At 70.8% G+C, this 16,225-nt stretch carries 6 protein-coding genes; 3 read left to right on the top strand and 3 right to left on the bottom strand.

Translation table 11 applies throughout. The features are described 5' to 3' along the window. Nucleotides 1-6: 6 nt before the first annotated feature. The 3 genes from ACOJVU_RS02935 to ACOJVU_RS02925 all read right to left on the bottom strand — a co-directional run bounded on the left by ACOJVU_RS02935 (nucleotide 7) and on the right by ACOJVU_RS02925 (nucleotide 2,756). A complete protein-coding gene (locus ACOJVU_RS02935; protein WP_421528400.1) occupies nucleotides 7-1,302 on the bottom strand; it encodes a polyketide synthase in 1,296 nt (431 codons plus the stop codon). Continuing rightward, complete coding sequence (locus ACOJVU_RS02930; protein WP_421528399.1) at nucleotides 1,299-2,054, bottom strand: thioesterase II family protein; 756 nt, start codon at nucleotides 2,052-2,054, stop codon at nucleotides 1,299-1,301. Before ACOJVU_RS02930 ends, ACOJVU_RS02935 begins: the two co-directional genes overlap by 4 nt. Nucleotides 2,055-2,201: 147 nt before the next feature. Continuing rightward, a complete protein-coding gene (locus tag ACOJVU_RS02925; RefSeq protein ID WP_421528409.1) occupies nucleotides 2,202-2,756 on the bottom strand; it encodes a GNAT family N-acetyltransferase in 555 nt (184 codons plus the stop codon). Nucleotides 2,757-2,955: 199 nt separating this feature from the next. Here ACOJVU_RS02925 and ACOJVU_RS02920 point away from each other — a divergent pair, with 199 nt between their 5' ends. From ACOJVU_RS02920 to ACOJVU_RS02910, 3 genes are read left to right on the top strand one after another with little or no spacing between them, the layout of a single operon-like run. Next, entirely contained in the window at nucleotides 2,956-7,968 is a 5,013-nt protein-coding gene (locus ACOJVU_RS02920; protein ID WP_421528398.1) for an amino acid adenylation domain-containing protein, read from the top strand. A 7-nt stretch (nucleotides 7,969-7,975) separates the two neighbouring features. Further along, entirely contained in the window at nucleotides 7,976-12,562 is a 4,587-nt protein-coding gene (locus ACOJVU_RS02915; protein WP_421528397.1) for an amino acid adenylation domain-containing protein, read from the top strand. After that, entirely contained in the window at nucleotides 12,555-16,067 is a 3,513-nt protein-coding gene (locus tag ACOJVU_RS02910; RefSeq protein ID WP_421528396.1) for an amino acid adenylation domain-containing protein, read from the top strand. Before ACOJVU_RS02915 ends, ACOJVU_RS02910 begins: the two co-directional genes overlap by 8 nt. The last annotated feature ends 158 nt before the right edge of the window (nucleotides 16,068-16,225 follow it).

The following is a 16,225-nucleotide window of genomic DNA, read 5'->3' as shown; positions in this document are numbered from 1 at the left end:
ACGCCCTCACTCCCCTGGATCGGTGGGCATTGCGACCACGGCGTGCGCATTGGCACCGCCGGCGCCGAACGACGACACGGCGCCGTAGCGGAAGCCTTCTTTGGCTTCCCACGCATGCAGCTGTGTGGCCAGCCGCAGGCCCGTGAGGTTCCAGTCCAGCGTCGTGGTCGGGTTGTCCGAGAAGAGGGTGGGCGGAATGTGGCCGTGCCGGCCCGCAAGGAGCAGTTTGATCAGTCCGAGAATTCCCGATGCCGCTTGTGCGTGTCCGGCGTTCGATTTGATCGAGCCCAGCCGGGCTTCGCACCCCGCTGAGCCGTACGTCTTGAACAGGGCGAGCAATTCCACGGGGTCGCCCGCCAGAGTTGCCGTGCCGTGCCCTTCGATCATCCCGACGTCGGCCGGATCGATTCCGGCCGCGTCGAGCGTTTTGCGAATGACCTGCTCCTGCGCGCGCACCCGGGGAACCAGGATCGGCTTGCCCTTGCCGTTGTGGTTGGTTCGCACGGCGAGTATGCGTCCCAAGACGTGGTGTCCCAGCCTGCGCGCTCGCGATTCCCGTTCAACGAGAACCATACCCGCGCCTTCACCCCAGATGGTGCCGCTCGCGTCATCGGAGTAGGCGCGGCAATGCCCGTCGTCGGAGAGCGCGTTGAGTCTCGCGAACTCGTAGAAGGCCGTCGGGGCCCCCAGCACACACACGGCCCCGGCCAGCGCCCATTCGCACTCGTCCATCGCAACCGCGTTGGCGGCCAACTGCACTGCGGTCAGCGAGGATCCGCAGGCGGAATCGATAGCGAGGGAAGGGCCTGTCAGTCCCAGAAAGTGCGAGACCCGTCCGGCGCCTCCCAGTTGCCCCAGGCCGACGGTCCGGTGTCCGGTGAAGGCATCGGCCAGCGCGGTGCGTGGCCCGTATTCCGTCATCGACATGCCGACGAAACAACCGCCGAATTCGCCCTCGAGCGAGCCGGGATTGATGCCGGCATTCTCGAGCGCCTTCCACGCCACCCGCATCGCAACCCGCTGCTGAGGGTGCATCACGAGAGCCTCGCGATGAGTGATTCCGAAAAAGGCCGGGTCGAATGTCATTGCGCTATCCATGAAGCCGCCGGCGTCGCACACTCGCCCCCAGCCGTCGAGCTCCGACACCGAGAACAGGTCCTCCAGCGGCCAGCCGCGGTCGCGGGGGAAGGGGCCGATGAGTTCTTTGGCCTCGGCCAGCGCCGACCACAGGGCGGCGGGGCTGTCGATTCCGCCCGGCGCCTCGACGGCCATTCCGGAGATGACGACGGGGTCGCCGCTCACGACGGCTGCTCGGCGTGCGCGCTCAGCAGCGCCGCGATCGCGTCCACGTGCTGGTTCAGATAGAAGTGCCCGCCCTCGAACATCGTGACCCTGAGCGCGGCGGTGTGCTTTCCCCACGCGTACAGGTCGCCCAGCGTCACATACGGGTCCTGATCTCCGCCCATGGCGTGAATCGGGGCCGCCACCGTGACGTCTTCGGCGCCGGAGTAGGCGTCGAAGGCCTTGAAGTCGGCCTTGACCACCGGAAGCGTCAGCCGCATGAGGTCGCGGTCGGCCAGCACACCGGAGTCGGTGCCCTCGAGCGCCAGCAGGTGATTGAGGAGTTCCTCGTCGTCCTCGGTCGGGTGCGACGGTGTGGCGGCGGCCCGGCACGGGGCGACGGTCGCGGAGATGACGAGCTGGTCCACCGGAATGCCCGCGGCCTCCGCAAGCCGGACGAACTCGAAGGCGACCATGGCGCCCATGCTGTGGCCGAAGGCCACGATCGGAACCCCGCGGTTGTACTCCGAGGCCGAGAACTCGGCGAAGGCTCCCGCAGCGATCTCCGGCAGCGAATGCAAGGCCTGCTCGGCCGCGCGGTCCTGACGGCCGGGATATTGGAAGACGATGACCTCGAAGTTGCGGCCGAGCGCTTTCGAGAAAGCACGGTAGGTCGATGCACCGGCCCCGGCATGCGGGAACACCAACAGCGGAAGACTCCCAGGGGATTGGGGCTTGTGGAACTGCCTGATCCAGCCCGGCGTTCGCAGCATCCGCTCTCACCTCTCGATCGGCGTCACTCCGGCCGCCCGCGTTCGCACTGCCCATAACTTAGGAGAGGCTAACATAAGGTGAAGCTCGACGGGAGTGGGGTGCGGGTCCACCGGCTCCGGGCGCGTCCATGGCGCACCGGTCGGTCCTCAGCGTCGTTCGCGGATCATCAGGGCGGCCCGTTTGTTCGGCAGGGCCATCTCGGTGATGCGTTCGAAGCCGGCACACGTCAACGCCCGTATGCATTGCACGTTGTCGGCATCGGGTTCGGCGACCACCCGGGTCGCGCAGGGATCGACGTCCAGCTGCCAGTCGGAGACTGCCCGCAACAGGGCCGCGCCCAGCCCGCGCCCACGGCATCCGGCAGGCCCCAGCAATACGTGGACGCCGGCGTCGTGCGCGCGGGCGGTGTAGTGCTCGGCGAGGGGGTCCAGGTCGGCGCGATAGAGCTCCCAGTAGCTCATCGGGACGCCGGCCAGCTGACCCAGGTATGGGGTGGAGTGGGTACTGCGGACCTGTTGGTGCAGGTAGGAACGGATCTGGTCGCGCGGCCACGGTTTTCCCCAGAAGCGCGCCACCGCGGGATCGTTCATCCAGGGATGCACCAGGTCGACGTCACGGTCCGGGTCCACGGGGCGCAGCGAGAACTCCGGCGGGAACACCGCGTGCTCCGAGTGGGGCACGCTGTGTCCGAGGTCCACCATGTCCACTTTTGCCTCCTGCGCCCCGGTGAAAGCCGCATCGGAGCGATGTGTGCGCCACCGCCTACGCACCGGGGTGACCGGCCCCCGAAACTGGTAACTTAGCAAAGGCTAACATAAGCTACTGGGCTGACGGTTGGCGGAGCAGGCCAGAGGTCGCTGACCAACCGACATCACCGGCGGAGTGAAGATGGGGCGAGCTATGGCAGACGATGCCCGGACCGTGCAGGATCGCCGCCGAGCGCTTCTGCGCCGACGCATCAGCGAAAGCGGTTTGGCGGCCGAGCAATCCGTCATCCCTCAGGCTGTACGGGCGGGGGAGCGTTACCCCCTTTCGCCCGGGCAGCGACGGATGTGGTTCCTGCAGGCGATGGACGCCGGCGACGTCACGCTCAACGTCTGCGTCGCCTACCGCCTGACGGGGCCGCTGGACGGGGAGCGGCTGCGTGCGGCGTTCCACGACCTGGTGGCGCGGCACGCGATCCTGCGCACGGTATACGGGGTGGACAGCGAGGGCGAACCGTATCAGGTGGTCTCCGACGACGTCGAGATCGTTTGGCCGACGGTCGATCTGACCGAGTTTCCCGAGGCCGAACGAGCACGGCGGATCGAAGGCCTGGCGCGCGCCGAGTTCGGCCGGCCGTTCGACCTCGCCACCGACCTGCCGCTGCGGACGACCCTGATCCACAGCGGGACCGGCGAGTCCGTGCTACTGCTCGTCATGCATCACATCTGCTGGGACGACGACTGCTGGGCCGTGTTCTCCGCCGAGCTGAGCGCGGCCTACAACGGTGACCGGCGGCTCGGCGACGCACCGCAGTTCGTGGCCGCCGAGGTGCTTCAGAGCGCCGCCGAATCCACCGTCGCCGACGTCGGTTACTGGGCCGACACGCTGCGGCCGGCGCCGGAACCCTTGCCGCTTCCCGGCCTGGCCGCCACGAAGCCTTCGCGGGACGCCGAGCGCCTATCCCGTGTCATGCCCCCCGAATTGTTCGACAAGGTAAAAGAATTCGCCCAACGGCAGTCCGCCACGCCGTTCATGGTCCTGCTGGCGGCTTTCGGTGTGCTGGTGCGCCGCTACACCGGAACCCAGGATTTCCTGGTGTCCGTGCCGGTGACCGGGCGCCGGCCCGCCGCCCACGGCGCCCTCGGGTACTTCGGCAACACGCTGTTGCTGCGGATCACCGTGCGGCCGCAGGACACCTTCGTCTCGTTCGTCGACGCGATCCGCGAAACGTGCCTCAACGGATTCGCTCACCAGTCCGTCGGCATCGACCGGGTCGTGCGCGAGGTGAATCCGGAACGCATGGGCCACGACGGCATGGACCGACTGGTACGGCTGGGCTTTTCGTTGCGCAAGAGCGCCAACGACTTCGCCCTGGACGGCATCACCGTGGCACAACTCGACCTGGCGGCGGTGACCGCGCACCTACCGCTGGCGCTCGCGATCGTGCTCGACCCCGACCGGGTGTGCGTCGAGGTCGAATATCAGACCTGGCTGCGCGGTGAACTCGTCGAACAGATGCTGGCGCATTACCTGCAGCTGCTGGACCATGCGCTCGCCGAGCCCGGGCGCCGGATCACCGCCATCGACATGCTCGGCCACGGCGAGCGGGCCGCCGTCCTGGCGCAATCCCATGGTGAGCTCGTCACGACGCCGGCCACCACGATGGTCGCGTTGCTCGAAGCGGCCGCCGACGCGGCTCCTGAGGCCGTCGCGCTGGTCTCCGACGAGGCGCGGCTGACCTACGCCGAGCTGCATCGCCGGGCGAATCGACTGGCGCGCCTGCTCGCTGCGCGCGGCTTGGGTCCCGACGACATCGTCGGGCTGCGCATGACGACGTCGATCGACTTCGTCGTCGCAGTTCTCGCGGTGCTCAAAGCCGGGGCGGCCTACCTGCCGATCGACCCCGCATACCCGCACGAGCGCATCGACTACCTCATCGCGGACGCCCGCCCGCGGACGGTCATCGGGCATCTGGAGTTCGTCGCCGCCGAACGCGACGCCGCGCGTCTCCCAAACGCGATGCTGACCGACGCCGAGCGGCTCTTCGCGTTGCATCCCGAGCATCTGGCGTACGTCATCTACACGTCCGGCTCCACCGGGCGACCCAAGGGCGTGGCCGTGTCGCACCGGGCGATCGCCGAGCACGTCGACGGATTCATCGCCGAGTGGAGCATGACCGCCGCCGACCGGTTGTTGCAGTCGTCGTCGGTCAGCTTCGATGCGTCCTTGCTGGACATCTTCATCACGCTGACGCTGGGTGCGCAGCTGGTCGTACCCAGGCCCGGGGCGTTCGGCGACATCGACTACGTCGCGGACCTGATCGAGCGCCACCGCGTCACCGTGCTGCACATGGTCCCGTCGATGCTGAGCACCCTGTTGTTGCTGCCGCGGGCCGCCCAGTGGCGCGCGCTGCGGCACGTGCCGGTGGGCGGGGAGGCGCTACCCGGTGAGGTGGCCGACAGATTCGCGGGCCATTTCGACGCGGAGCTGCGCAACCACTACGGCCCGACCGAGGCTGTGGTCTGCGCGACACACAGGAAAGTCGAAGGCGCACAAGGCTCTCGCGTCGTGCCCATCGGTGTCCCGAACCGCAACGTCTACGCCTATGTGCTCGACGAGGAGCTGCAGCCGGTGCCCGCGCAGGTGATCGGCGAGCTCTACCTGGGTGGGGCGCAGCTGGCGCGGGGGTATCTGGGGCGCCCCGGGCTGACGGCGGAGCGTTTCGTCGCCGATCCGTTCGCCGCGGGGATGCGGATGTACCGGACGGGAGACCTGGTCCGGCGCAACCTGTCCGGGGAGCTGGAATTCGTCGGCCGCGCCGACGAGCAGGTCAAGGTGCGGGGCTACCGCATCGAGCTCGGCGAAGTCGAGTCGGTGATCGCCGCCCACCCGGCGGTCCGGCACTGCCTCGTCATCGCCGAGGACACCGAAGCCGGGCCGACGCTGGCCGCCTACCTGGTGCCCACCGCCGGTTGCGGCTCGTCGGGCGCACCCGCCGGCGTGCACATCGACGAGATCCGCGCCCACGCCGCGGCGGCGCTGCCGGACTACATGGTGCCCAGCGCATTCGGGGTGATCCCCGAGATCCCGCTGACGGTCAGCGGCAAACTGGACAAGCGGGCTCTGCCCGCGCCCACCCCGGTGGCCGCGCGCGGCCACCGGCAGCCGACCACCGAGATCGAGCGCCGGATGTGCGCGATCTTCGCCCGCCTGTTCGGCCGCGACGAAAACTGGGACCGCATCGGCGCCGACGAGTCGTTCTTCGGGCTGGGCGGCCATTCGCTGCTGGCTGCCCGCCTGGTGGCGCAGATCCGGACCGCATTCGCCGTGGAGTGCAGCGTGCGCGACGTGTTCGACGCTCCGACACCGGCCGGGCTGGCGCGGCTGATCGAACGGCTGCGTGCCGGATCCCGCCCCGCGGACACCCGGCCGCAGCTGACCGGGGAGACCCGCCCGGCCCGGCCCCCGGTGTCGTACTCCCAACTCGCCATGTGGTTCCAGTACCGGATGCGGGGCGCCAACGACGTCTTCAACATGGCGCTCACGCTGCGCTTCACCGGTCCGCTGGACACCGGGGTGCTCACCGCGGCGCTCAACGACGTGGTGGCCCGCCACGAGGCGCTGCGCACGAACCTCGTGGAACACAATGGGATGCCCTACCAGTACGTGCACCCGGAATTGCGGCTCGAACCGGCGGTGACCGAGGTCGCCGCCGATCGCCTCGGCGAGGCGATCGCCGCGCTGCGCCGCCACGTGTTCGCGCTGGAATCCGAGCCGCTGATCCGCCCCACCCTGCTGGTGGCAGGCCCGGACACGCACGTGCTGCTGTTGCTGATCCACCACGCGGTCACCGACCACACCTCGTTCGGAATCCTGGTCGATGACCTCGTCGTCGCGTACCGGGCGCGGCGCAACGCGCAGCCGCCGCAGTGGACCGCACCAGCGGCGCAATTCGCCGATTATGCTCATTGGCAACGGAATACGTTCGAATCCCCGGGTCCGTGGGCGCGCGCGGAGCTGGACTACTGGCGCGACGCGCTGGACGGGCTGCCCACCGACATCTCGGTGGCCACTGACCGCGCGCGCCCGCCGGTGCTCGGAAAATGCGGGGAAGTGGTCGATTTCACCGTCGCCGCGGCCCGGCGGGCGGCACTCGTCCGGCTGGCCGAGGAGTCGGGCACCACCGAATTCTCGGTGTACCAAGCGGTCCTGGCGGTCGTGTTGCACAAGCTCGGCGGCGGCACGGACATCGTGATCGGTAGTCCCGTCGCCTGCCGGGTCGGCGAGAGCACCGCGAACCTGACCGGACCCTGCGCCAACGTCGTGGTGCTGCGCACCGACCTCTCCGGGCAGCCAAGCCTGCGCGAGCTCGTCGCGCGCAGCCGCGACACGGTCAAAGACGCACTGGCACATCAGGAATTCCCCATCGAACGGCTGGTCGAGGCGCTGAACCCGCCACGCTCCCCGTCGCGCAACCACCCGCTGTTCCAGCAGTCCATCCACTTCCGTGGCGAGGACTGGGCACTGTTGCCGCGTGATCTCACCGGCGCCGGGGACACCACGGTGTCGGCGCTCCCGATGGATTTCGAGATCTCATTGCTGGACCTCAACGTCGGCGTGAACGTGACCCCGGACGCCGAACTCGACGTGCGAGTCGTGGCCAATGCCGATCTCTACGAGCCCGCGACGGTCCGGCGCATCGCCGCTGCCCTCGACCACGCGTTCGACGCGTTCGCGATCACCCCCGACGCGGCCCTCGCGTCGGTCGAGCTGCTGCCCGCGGCCGACCTGCGGGCGCTGCTGGCCCCGCCCGCCCCGCCCGAAGCGCGGGCCCGGCCGCTGTCCGGCGGGTCTTCCGAGACCGAACGGGCGCTGACCGCCTTGCTGGAGGAGCTGCTGGAGATCACCGGCGTCCACCGCGAGGACAATTTCTTCGCCGTCGGCGGCGACAGCATCGTCGCCGTGCAGCTGGCGGCCCGGGCCACCGCTGCGGGGCTGCCGCTGACCGCGGCGATGGTGTTCGAGCACATGAGCATCGCCGAGCTGGCCGCCGCGGTCGACGCGGCTGCCGATCAGCCCGTGCCCCAGCATGCTTCGGCGCCCGAGCCGCCGGAGCCGCCGGAGTCGCCGTCGGCGCCGATGAGCGCGTCCGGCCTGGACGAGGCCACGCTGGCGGAGCTCACCGCCTCCTGGCTCAGGGAATCGTGACGTGGTGGTGAGTCAGGCTCCGCCGCAGGTCGAGGACGTCCTCGCCCTGAGCCCTTTGCAGGAAGGGCTGTTCGCGCTGTACCGGCTGGCCGAGGACGGCGTCGACGTGTACACCATGCAACTGCGGGTCGACATCGACGGGCCCGTCGACGTCGATCTGCTGCGCCGCAGCGCCGCGGCGATGCTGGACCGGCACCCGAACCTGCGCGCCGCGTTCTGGGACCGCGGTGTCGAAAAACCCGTGCAGATCGTGCCCGCCCATGCCGAGCTGCCGTGGACCGAACGTACCGCCGCGCCAGGCGAATTCGATGCCATCGCACGCTCGGAGCGGCGCCGCCCGTTCGACCTGGTCCGGGGACCGGCCCTGCGCGTCGTGGTGCTGTGCGTGCCCGGCGAGTCCAGGCGCCGGCTGGTGTTCACCGCCCACCACATCCTGATGGACGGGTGGGCGCTCGGGGTGTTCTTCACCGAGATGCTCGCGGTGTACCGGGCGGGGGGTTCGGTTGACGGGCTGGCGCCGCCCCGCCCCTACCGCGACTACATCGCGTGGCTCGCCCGTCAGGACCGTGCCGCGGCGCTGTCGCGGTGGAACGACTACCTGTCCGGTGTGTCGGCGCCGCTGATGGTCGCCGACGGCACCGTCGCCACTCGCGACAGTGTGCCGGGCACCGCGGAGTTGGTGTTGCCCGCGCCCGACACGGCCCGGCTGCGCACCTGGGCGGGGCGCAACGGCCTCACGCTCAACACCGCGGTGCTCTTCGCGTGGGCGCTCGTGTTGGGCAGGCTCACCGATCGCCGCGACGTCGTCTTCGGCACCGTCGTGTCCGGCCGTCCCGAGCAGCTGGCCGGCGTGGAGGGCATGGTCGGCCTGTTCATCAACACCGTGCCCGTCGTGCTCCGGTTCGGGGCCGACACGGTGGCCGCCCACTGCGTGCGGCTGCAGCGCGAGGCCTCGGCGCTGCAGGATATCGGGTACCTCAGCCTGTCGGAGATCCAGCGGGAGCACGGGCGCGGCACGCTGTTCGACAGCCTGTTCGTGTTCGAGAACGCACCGGTCGAAGACGCCATCCGCGCGGTCACCACGCCCGACGGGGCCCGCTTCCGCCCGGTCGAGATGGAAAGCCTGACGCACTACCCCTTGACTGTGGTCGCGCATCTGCGCGACGACGCGCTGGTGGTGCTCGTGGAGGCGATTGCCGAAGCGCTGCCGCATCTTCGGCCCGACGACATGTGCGAGCGGGTGCTGGGCGTGCTGCGCCGGCTGCCGGACGTCGGCGACGCGACCCCCGACGCGCTCGACGTGCTCACCGCAGCCGAGCGCGCCGAATCCGGCGCCCTGGCCGCTGACCGGGAACCCGCGCCGAACACCACGGTGTGGGAGGTGTTCGCGCGGCAGGCGCGCGCCACCCCGGACGCGGACGCTCTCGGCACGGGCAGCGGCGAACGCTACACCTACGCCGAGCTGCACGCCGCGGCCTGCCGACTGGCCGCGGAACTGGCCGCGCGCGGCGTGGCACCGGAATCCGTTGTCGCGCTGGTGTTGCCGCGCTCGGCCCGGTCCATTGTCGCCATCCTGGCCGTCCTCGCCGCCGGCGGTGCCTACCTTCCGGTCGACGTCACGCTCCCGCGTGCGCGCATCGAGACGATGCTGGCGCAGGCCGATCCGGTCCTGGCCCTCACCACGGCCGGCTGCCGACGGCTGGTCGGCGCGGACACGGCCACACTGGTCATCGACGACCCCGCCGCCGCGCAGCGCATCTCGCGGTCGCCCGCCGACGCGCCGGCGGTGCAACGTCATCCCGGGCAGTGCGCTTACGTCATCTTCACCTCCGGCTCGACTGGGGAACCCAAGGGTGTGCTGGGCACCAACGGCGCGGTGTTGAGCTATTTCGCCGACCACCGCGAGCGCGTCTACGGTCCGGCCGTGGCGCGGCTGGGCCGCCGGCTGCGCATCGCGCACGCCTGGTCGCTGAGCTTCGACGCGTCCTGGCAGCCGCTGGTCGGCCTGCTCGACGGCCACGCCCTGCACCTGTTCGACGCCGCGGAGATGCGCGACGCCGACCGGCTGGTGGCGGGCATGGCCACCCATCGCGTCGACATGATCGACACCACCCCGTCGATGCTCGGACAGCTGCGCGCCGCCGGCCTGCTGACGCACGGCCTGCCGGTCCTGGCCCTGGGCGGCGAGGCGATCGACAGCGCGGTGTGGGAGCAGCTGCGCGGCCTGCCCGCAGCGGGCGTGTGCGGCGCGGTCTACAACTGCTACGGGCCCACGGAGGTCACCGTCGAGGCGGTCGTCGCGGCGGTGGGCGAGTACCGGGCACCCACGATCGGCACCGCCAACGCCGGAACGTTCGCCTACGTCCTGGATTCCGGACTGCGCGTGGTGCCCCACGGCGTGGTCGGTGAACTGTATCTGGGCGGCACGCAGCTCGCCCGCGGCTACCTCGGCCGGCCGGCGTTGACCGCCGCGCGTTTCGTCGCGGACCCCTTCCGTCCCGGCCGGCGCATGTACCGGACCGGCGACCTGGTGCGACGCCTGCCGCACGGCGGGTACGCCTACCTGGGCCGCGCCGACACTCAGGTCAAGATCCGCGGCTACCGGGTCGAGATCGGGGAGATCGAAGCCGCGCTGCGCGGCCATCCCGGGGTCGGTGACGCGGCGGTGTCGGTCGTACGACGTGAAAGCTCCACCGCCCTGGTCGGTTTCGTCGTGTGGGAGGATGCCGCCGCCGACGACCCGGGCGCGGTGCGCACCACGCTCGCCGAGCGGCTGCCGTCCTACATGGTTCCGGCGCGGGTTGTGGCGCTGCCGCGGTTGCCGGTGAGCGGCAACGGCAAGCTGGATCGGCACGCGCTGGACGGTCTGGCCGAGCGCGCGCTGTCGCCCGCGGGCGGCGGCGCGGCGGCCGTTACCGAGACCGAACGGTTGCTGTGCGAGGTGTTCGGGGAGCAGTTCAACGGGGTGGTGCCGCGCCTCGACGACGACTTCTTCCTGTTCGGGCTGGACAGCATCGTGGCGATCTCGTTGGCGCACAAGGCGCAACGGCGCGGGCTGACGCTGCGCCCGCGGATGGTGTTCGCCGCGCCGACGATCCGCCAACTCGCGGCCGCGATCGACGCGGGACCCGCGCCGGACGCACTCGGCGCCTCGGCACCGGGAGCGGAGTACGGCGAGGTGTTGCCGTTGCCGATGGTGTCGTGGCTCTACGAGCACGGCAACTACCGGCGGTTCGCCCACACCGTCCTGCTGCGGTTGCCGTCGGGCATCGACCGCGCGTCGATCGAGTCGATGCTGCAGTCGCTGCTCGACGGGCACGACACTCTGCGCTCGGTACTGGTCGATACCGCCGCGGGTCCGCGTCTGGTCACCCGCGAGCCCGGCGCCGTCCGCGCCGCCGATCTGCTGGGTTGGGTGCGGCTCGCCGAACCCACCGACGCCGCACTGGTTTCGGCGATCGCGGCTTCCGCTCGGGCGGTGCTGGACCAGATCGATCCCCGCGCCGGTGCGATGGTGCGCGCGGTCTGGTATGCCGGCGCGCCGCAATCGGACGTGCTGCTGCTGACCGCGCATCACCTGACGGTGGACGTGGTGTCCTGGCACATCATGCTCGGCGACCTCGTCGAGGGCTGGCGCTGCGTGCGGGCCGGAACGGTACCGAGGATGCTGGGGGAGTTCACCTCCTACCGGCGCTGGTGCGACCTGATGTGGCGGCGAGCCGCGACGAGCGAGGTCGGCGACCAGCGCGGCTACTGGGTCGACCAGGTCCGCGGGACCGACCCGGCGTTGGGGGCGCGGCACGTCGACCCGATCCGGGACACCTGGTCCACGCTGCGGGTGACCCGGGTCGCCGTCGACACCGAGACCACCCAGCGCATGCTGGCCGCGGTCACCAGGGACGACGGCGTGCGCGAATTCCTCTTGACCGCAACGACCATGGCCATCGCCGCCTGGCGCCGCGAACGCGGGCAGGACCCGCGGGCCGGCACCCTCGTGGCGCTCGAGGGCCACGGGCGCGCCGACGCCGTGCTCGACACCGACACGACCAACACCGTCGGGTGGTTCACAAACGCCTACCCGGTGCGCCTGGGCGCGGGACCAGAGGCGCTCGACGTCGAACGGGCCGAGCACAACCCGGGTGCGGCCGGGGCGTTGCTCGACGCGGTGGTGGCCCACCTCGGTGCGGTCCCCAGCGGCGGCCTGGACTTCGGGCTGCTGCGTTACGTCGCGGACGTACCCGAGCTGCGCGCCGCCGCGGAACCACAGATCCAGTTCAGTTATCTGGGCCGGCTCGACCTCGGCGTCAGCGAACAGCCGTGGTCGCTGCTCGCCGGGTCCTACATCGATGCGCTGCCCGATGATCCCGAGCCCGACCTGCCGCTGCGATTCGCGGTGAACCTGAGCGCCTTCGTGGCGATGACACCGGAAGGTGCCCAACTGATCGGCAACTGGCGCTGGAGCGACGCACTGTTCGCGCCCGCCGACATCGACCGCCTGACGCGGCTGTGGCGGCGCGGGATCGCCGCGCTGGCCGCCGACCTTGATCGACCGCACGAAAGGGACCGAAGTGAGGGCGAGGCAACCTGTGAGTGACGGCGCCGACCGCGTGAGCAAAGACCAGATCAGGGTCACCGTCGCCGCGCAACTGGGCTGCCCGGCAACCGAGATCGCCGACGACGACAATCTGATCCAGTTGGGCCTGAACTCGATCCGCATGATGGCCCTGGCCGGCCGCTGGCGAAAGCGCGGCGCGGACATCACCTTCGCCCAGCTCGCCGACGCGCCGACGGTCGAATCCTGGCACGCGCTGCTCGGCGCGGAGCCGGGCACGGGGTCGGCCGGGCCCGGCCCGGCCGACCCCGCCGCCGCGTCCTCGGCCGCAGAGACGGCCGAGGACGCGCCGTTCCCGTTGGCCACCATGCAGCACGCGTACTGGATCGGCCGCGCCGACGAGCAGGAACTCGGCGGCGTTGCGGCCCACCTCTATGTCGAATTCGACTGTGGGGCAATAGAGCCCGAGCGTCTGGAGAGCGCGGTGAGGGCTCTGGTCGCCAACCATCCCATGCTGCGCACCCGGTTTCTGCCGGACGGCACCCAACAGACGATGCCCGAGCCGGGCAGGCCGGTCTTCGCCGTGGTCGACCTGCGCGGACAAAGCCCCGACGTGGTCCGGTCGGCGCTGGCCGAGTTGCGCGACCGCACGACGCATCAGCGCCTGGCGATCGAGGACGCCCAGGTGCTCGACGTCACGCTGAGCCTCTACGACGTGGATCGCGCTCGCCTGCATCTCGACGTCGACATGCTCGCCAGTGACGCGATGAGCTACCGCGTCCTGGTGGCCGAGCTGGCCCAGACGTACCAAGGGGCGACGCTGCAGCCGCCCGGCTACAGCTACCGGCGCTACCGCACCCAACGCCGCCCTGACGCCGCGGCGCGAGCCCGGGACCGGCAGTGGTGGCAGCAGCGGTTGCCCGAGCTGCCCGGCGCACCCGAGCTGCCGACCGTGCCGGTCGGGGAGCGCGGCGCAGCGCACCGCACCGTGCGGCACCACCACTGGCTGGTGCCCGAGGCCAAGCAGCGGCTGATCGCCGGGGCCCACGCCCGCGGGGTCACGCCGGCGATGGCGCTGGCGGCGGTGTTCGCCGACACCGTCGGCGGGTGGTCGGCGCAGTCGCGCTTCCTGCTCAACGTGCCGTTGTTCCAACGGGAATCGGCCCACCCCGACATCGCGCGGGTGGTCGGGGACTTTACCTCCTCGGTCCTGCTCGAGGTCGACGTGACCGACAACGTCTCGGTGACCGAGCGGGCGCGCGCCATCCAGCGCAGCATGTACGAAAGCGGTTCGCACGCAGCCTATTCCGGGCTCGAAGTGCTGCGCGACCTCGGTCGCCACCGCGGGGAGCCGGTGCTGGCGCCGGTGGTTTTCACCAGCGCGCTCGACCTCGGCGAGCTGTTCTCGGCCACCGTGACCGAGACCTTCGGCGACCCGGTGTGGATCGTCTCGCAGGGGCCCCAGGTGTTGCTCGACGCCCAGGTCACCGAGCTGGGTGGCGGATTGCTCGTGAACTGGGACGTGCGCGAGTCGGCCTTTCCGCACGGTCTCATCGACGCCATGTTCGCCGCATTCACCGATGCGGTGCGGCGACTGGCGGACGGCGACGCGGGCTGGGACGCGGAGGCGGCGGTACGGCTGCCCAGCGCCCAGGCCCGGGTCCGTGCGGCCGTCAACGCGACCGACGGCCCGGTCAGCGGACGCTGCCTGCACCAAGGATTCTTCGAGCACGCCGCGGCCAATCCGGACGCGCCGGCGGTCGTCTGGGGCTTGCCCGGGGCAGCGGGTGGGACCGAGGGCGCCTGGAGCTACGGGGAACTCGCCCGGCGCGCGCTGGCGGTCGCCGGTGCGCTGCGCGCCGCCGGGGTACGCCAGGGCGACGCCGTGGCCGTCCAACTGCCCAAGGGGCCCGACCAGATCCTGGCCGTGCTCGGGGTGCTCGCCGCGGGCGGCGTCTACGTGCCGATCGGGTTCGACCAGCCGGACGGGCGGCGCGCCAAGATCCTTGGGTCCGCCGACATCGTCGCGGCGCTGACCACCCAGGGCGCGAGCATGGGACCGTCGGTCCCGTGCCTGCCCATCGACGCGGCGCAACGGCATTCGCCGCCGCTGCCGGCGCCGGTGCTCCCCGGCACCGGCGAACTCGCGTACGTGATCTTCACGTCCGGCTCCACCGGCGTGCCCAAAGGGGTCGACATCAGGCACGTCGGGGCGATGAACACCATCGACGCCCTCAACGACCGGTTCGGCATCGGCACCGGCGACCGGGTGCTGGGGCTGGCCGCCCTCGAGTTCGACCTGTCGGTCTACGACATCTTCGGCCTGCTGTCGGCTGGCGGTTCGATCGTGGCCATGGATACCGACCACCGGGCCGCGGCCACCACCTGGGTGGAATTGATCCGCCACCATCGGGTTTCGGTCCTCAGCTCGGTGCCGAGCTGGCTGGACATGATCTTGGAGCTGGGCGGGGACCGGCTGGGCGACTCGCTGCGTGTGGCCATGCTGTGCGGCGATTGGGTGGGCGCGGACCTGGCCCGCCGGCTCGCCCAGCAGGTGCCCGGTTGCCGGTTCGCCGGGTTGGGCGGCGCGACCGAGACCTCGGTCCACGGCACCGTGTGCGAGGTCGTCGGGGCGCCACCGGCGCACTGGACGACCGTGCCGTTCGGGGTTCCCCTGCGCAACGTGCGCTGCCGGATCGCCTTCCCGACGGGGCGCGACTGCCCGGACTGGGTTCCCGGCGAACTGTGGTTCAGCGGCCCCAACCTCGCCGCGGGATACCGCAACGACCCCGACCGGACCGCCGAGCGCTTCGTCGAGCACGACGGCGCGCGCTGGTATCGCACGGGCGACCTGGCGCGCTACTGGCCCGACGGCACGATCGAGTTCCTGGGCCGGGCCGACCAGCAGGTTCAGATCCGCGGGTACCGCGTCGAACTCGGCGAAGTGGAAAGCGCGCTTCGTGCCGTGCCGGGGGTGCGCCATGCCGTCGCGGCCGTCGTCGGCGCCGCCGCGCCCCAGCTCGTCGCCGCGGTTGCGGGAGAACCGTTGGCCGACCTTGCCGCGACGGTGGCAGAGGTGTTGCCGCACTACATGATTCCCGCTCGGATCAGCATTGTGCAGCGGATCCCGTTGACCCCCAACGGCAAGGTGGACCGCACTGCGGTGACCGCGCTGCTCGACGGGCAGGGCTACGACGGGGACGCAAGCACCCCACGCAACGACCTCGAGGCCGCCCTGGCCCGGATCGTCACCGAGGTGCTGGGCGCGCAATCCACCGGCGTGCAGGACGATTTCTTCGCGCTGGGCGGCGATTCGGTGCTGGCAACGACCGCGATCGCCCGGATCCGCGACTGGCTGGACGTCGAGCACGCCATGGTCGCCGACCTCTTCGCCGCCCGCACCGTCGCCGGCCTGGCCGAGCGACTGGAAGGGCGGGAGTCACAACGCGGTACCCCGGGCCGGCTCGCCGTGATCGCACGCCACTACCTCGACGTGGCCGCGATGACGGACGAGGAGGTCCTGGCCGATGACCGGTCGCGGGCGTGACGCCCACCGAACGGTCTCGTCTGCTGCACAGGTTGGGCACGGCTGCGCCTGAGTCCGCCCGGGTACCGTCGCGATAACGAAACCAATCGTCACTGGGAAAACAGCCGACACACAGGGCACAATGCCAACACAGGGCACAATGCCAACACAGGGCACAA

Source organism: Mycobacterium sp. THU-M104 (assembly GCF_049197365.1).
Taxonomy (GTDB): Bacteria; Actinomycetota; Actinomycetes; order Mycobacteriales; family Mycobacteriaceae; genus Mycobacterium.
This window is presented reverse-complemented; position numbering and strand designations above follow the sequence as displayed.

What these genes read in the sequence shown, in the direction of transcription:
- ACOJVU_RS02930 (WP_421528399.1), bottom strand. Translation starts at nt 2,054, where the DNA reads ATGCTGCGAACGCCGGGCTGGATCAGGCAGTTCCACAAGCCCCAATCC.
- ACOJVU_RS02925 (WP_421528409.1), bottom strand. Translation starts at nt 2,756, where the DNA reads ATGGTGGACCTCGGACACAGCGTGCCCCACTCGGAGCACGCGGTGTTC.
- ACOJVU_RS02920 (WP_421528398.1), top strand. Translation starts at nt 2,956, where the DNA reads ATGGCAGACGATGCCCGGACCGTGCAGGATCGCCGCCGAGCGCTTCTG.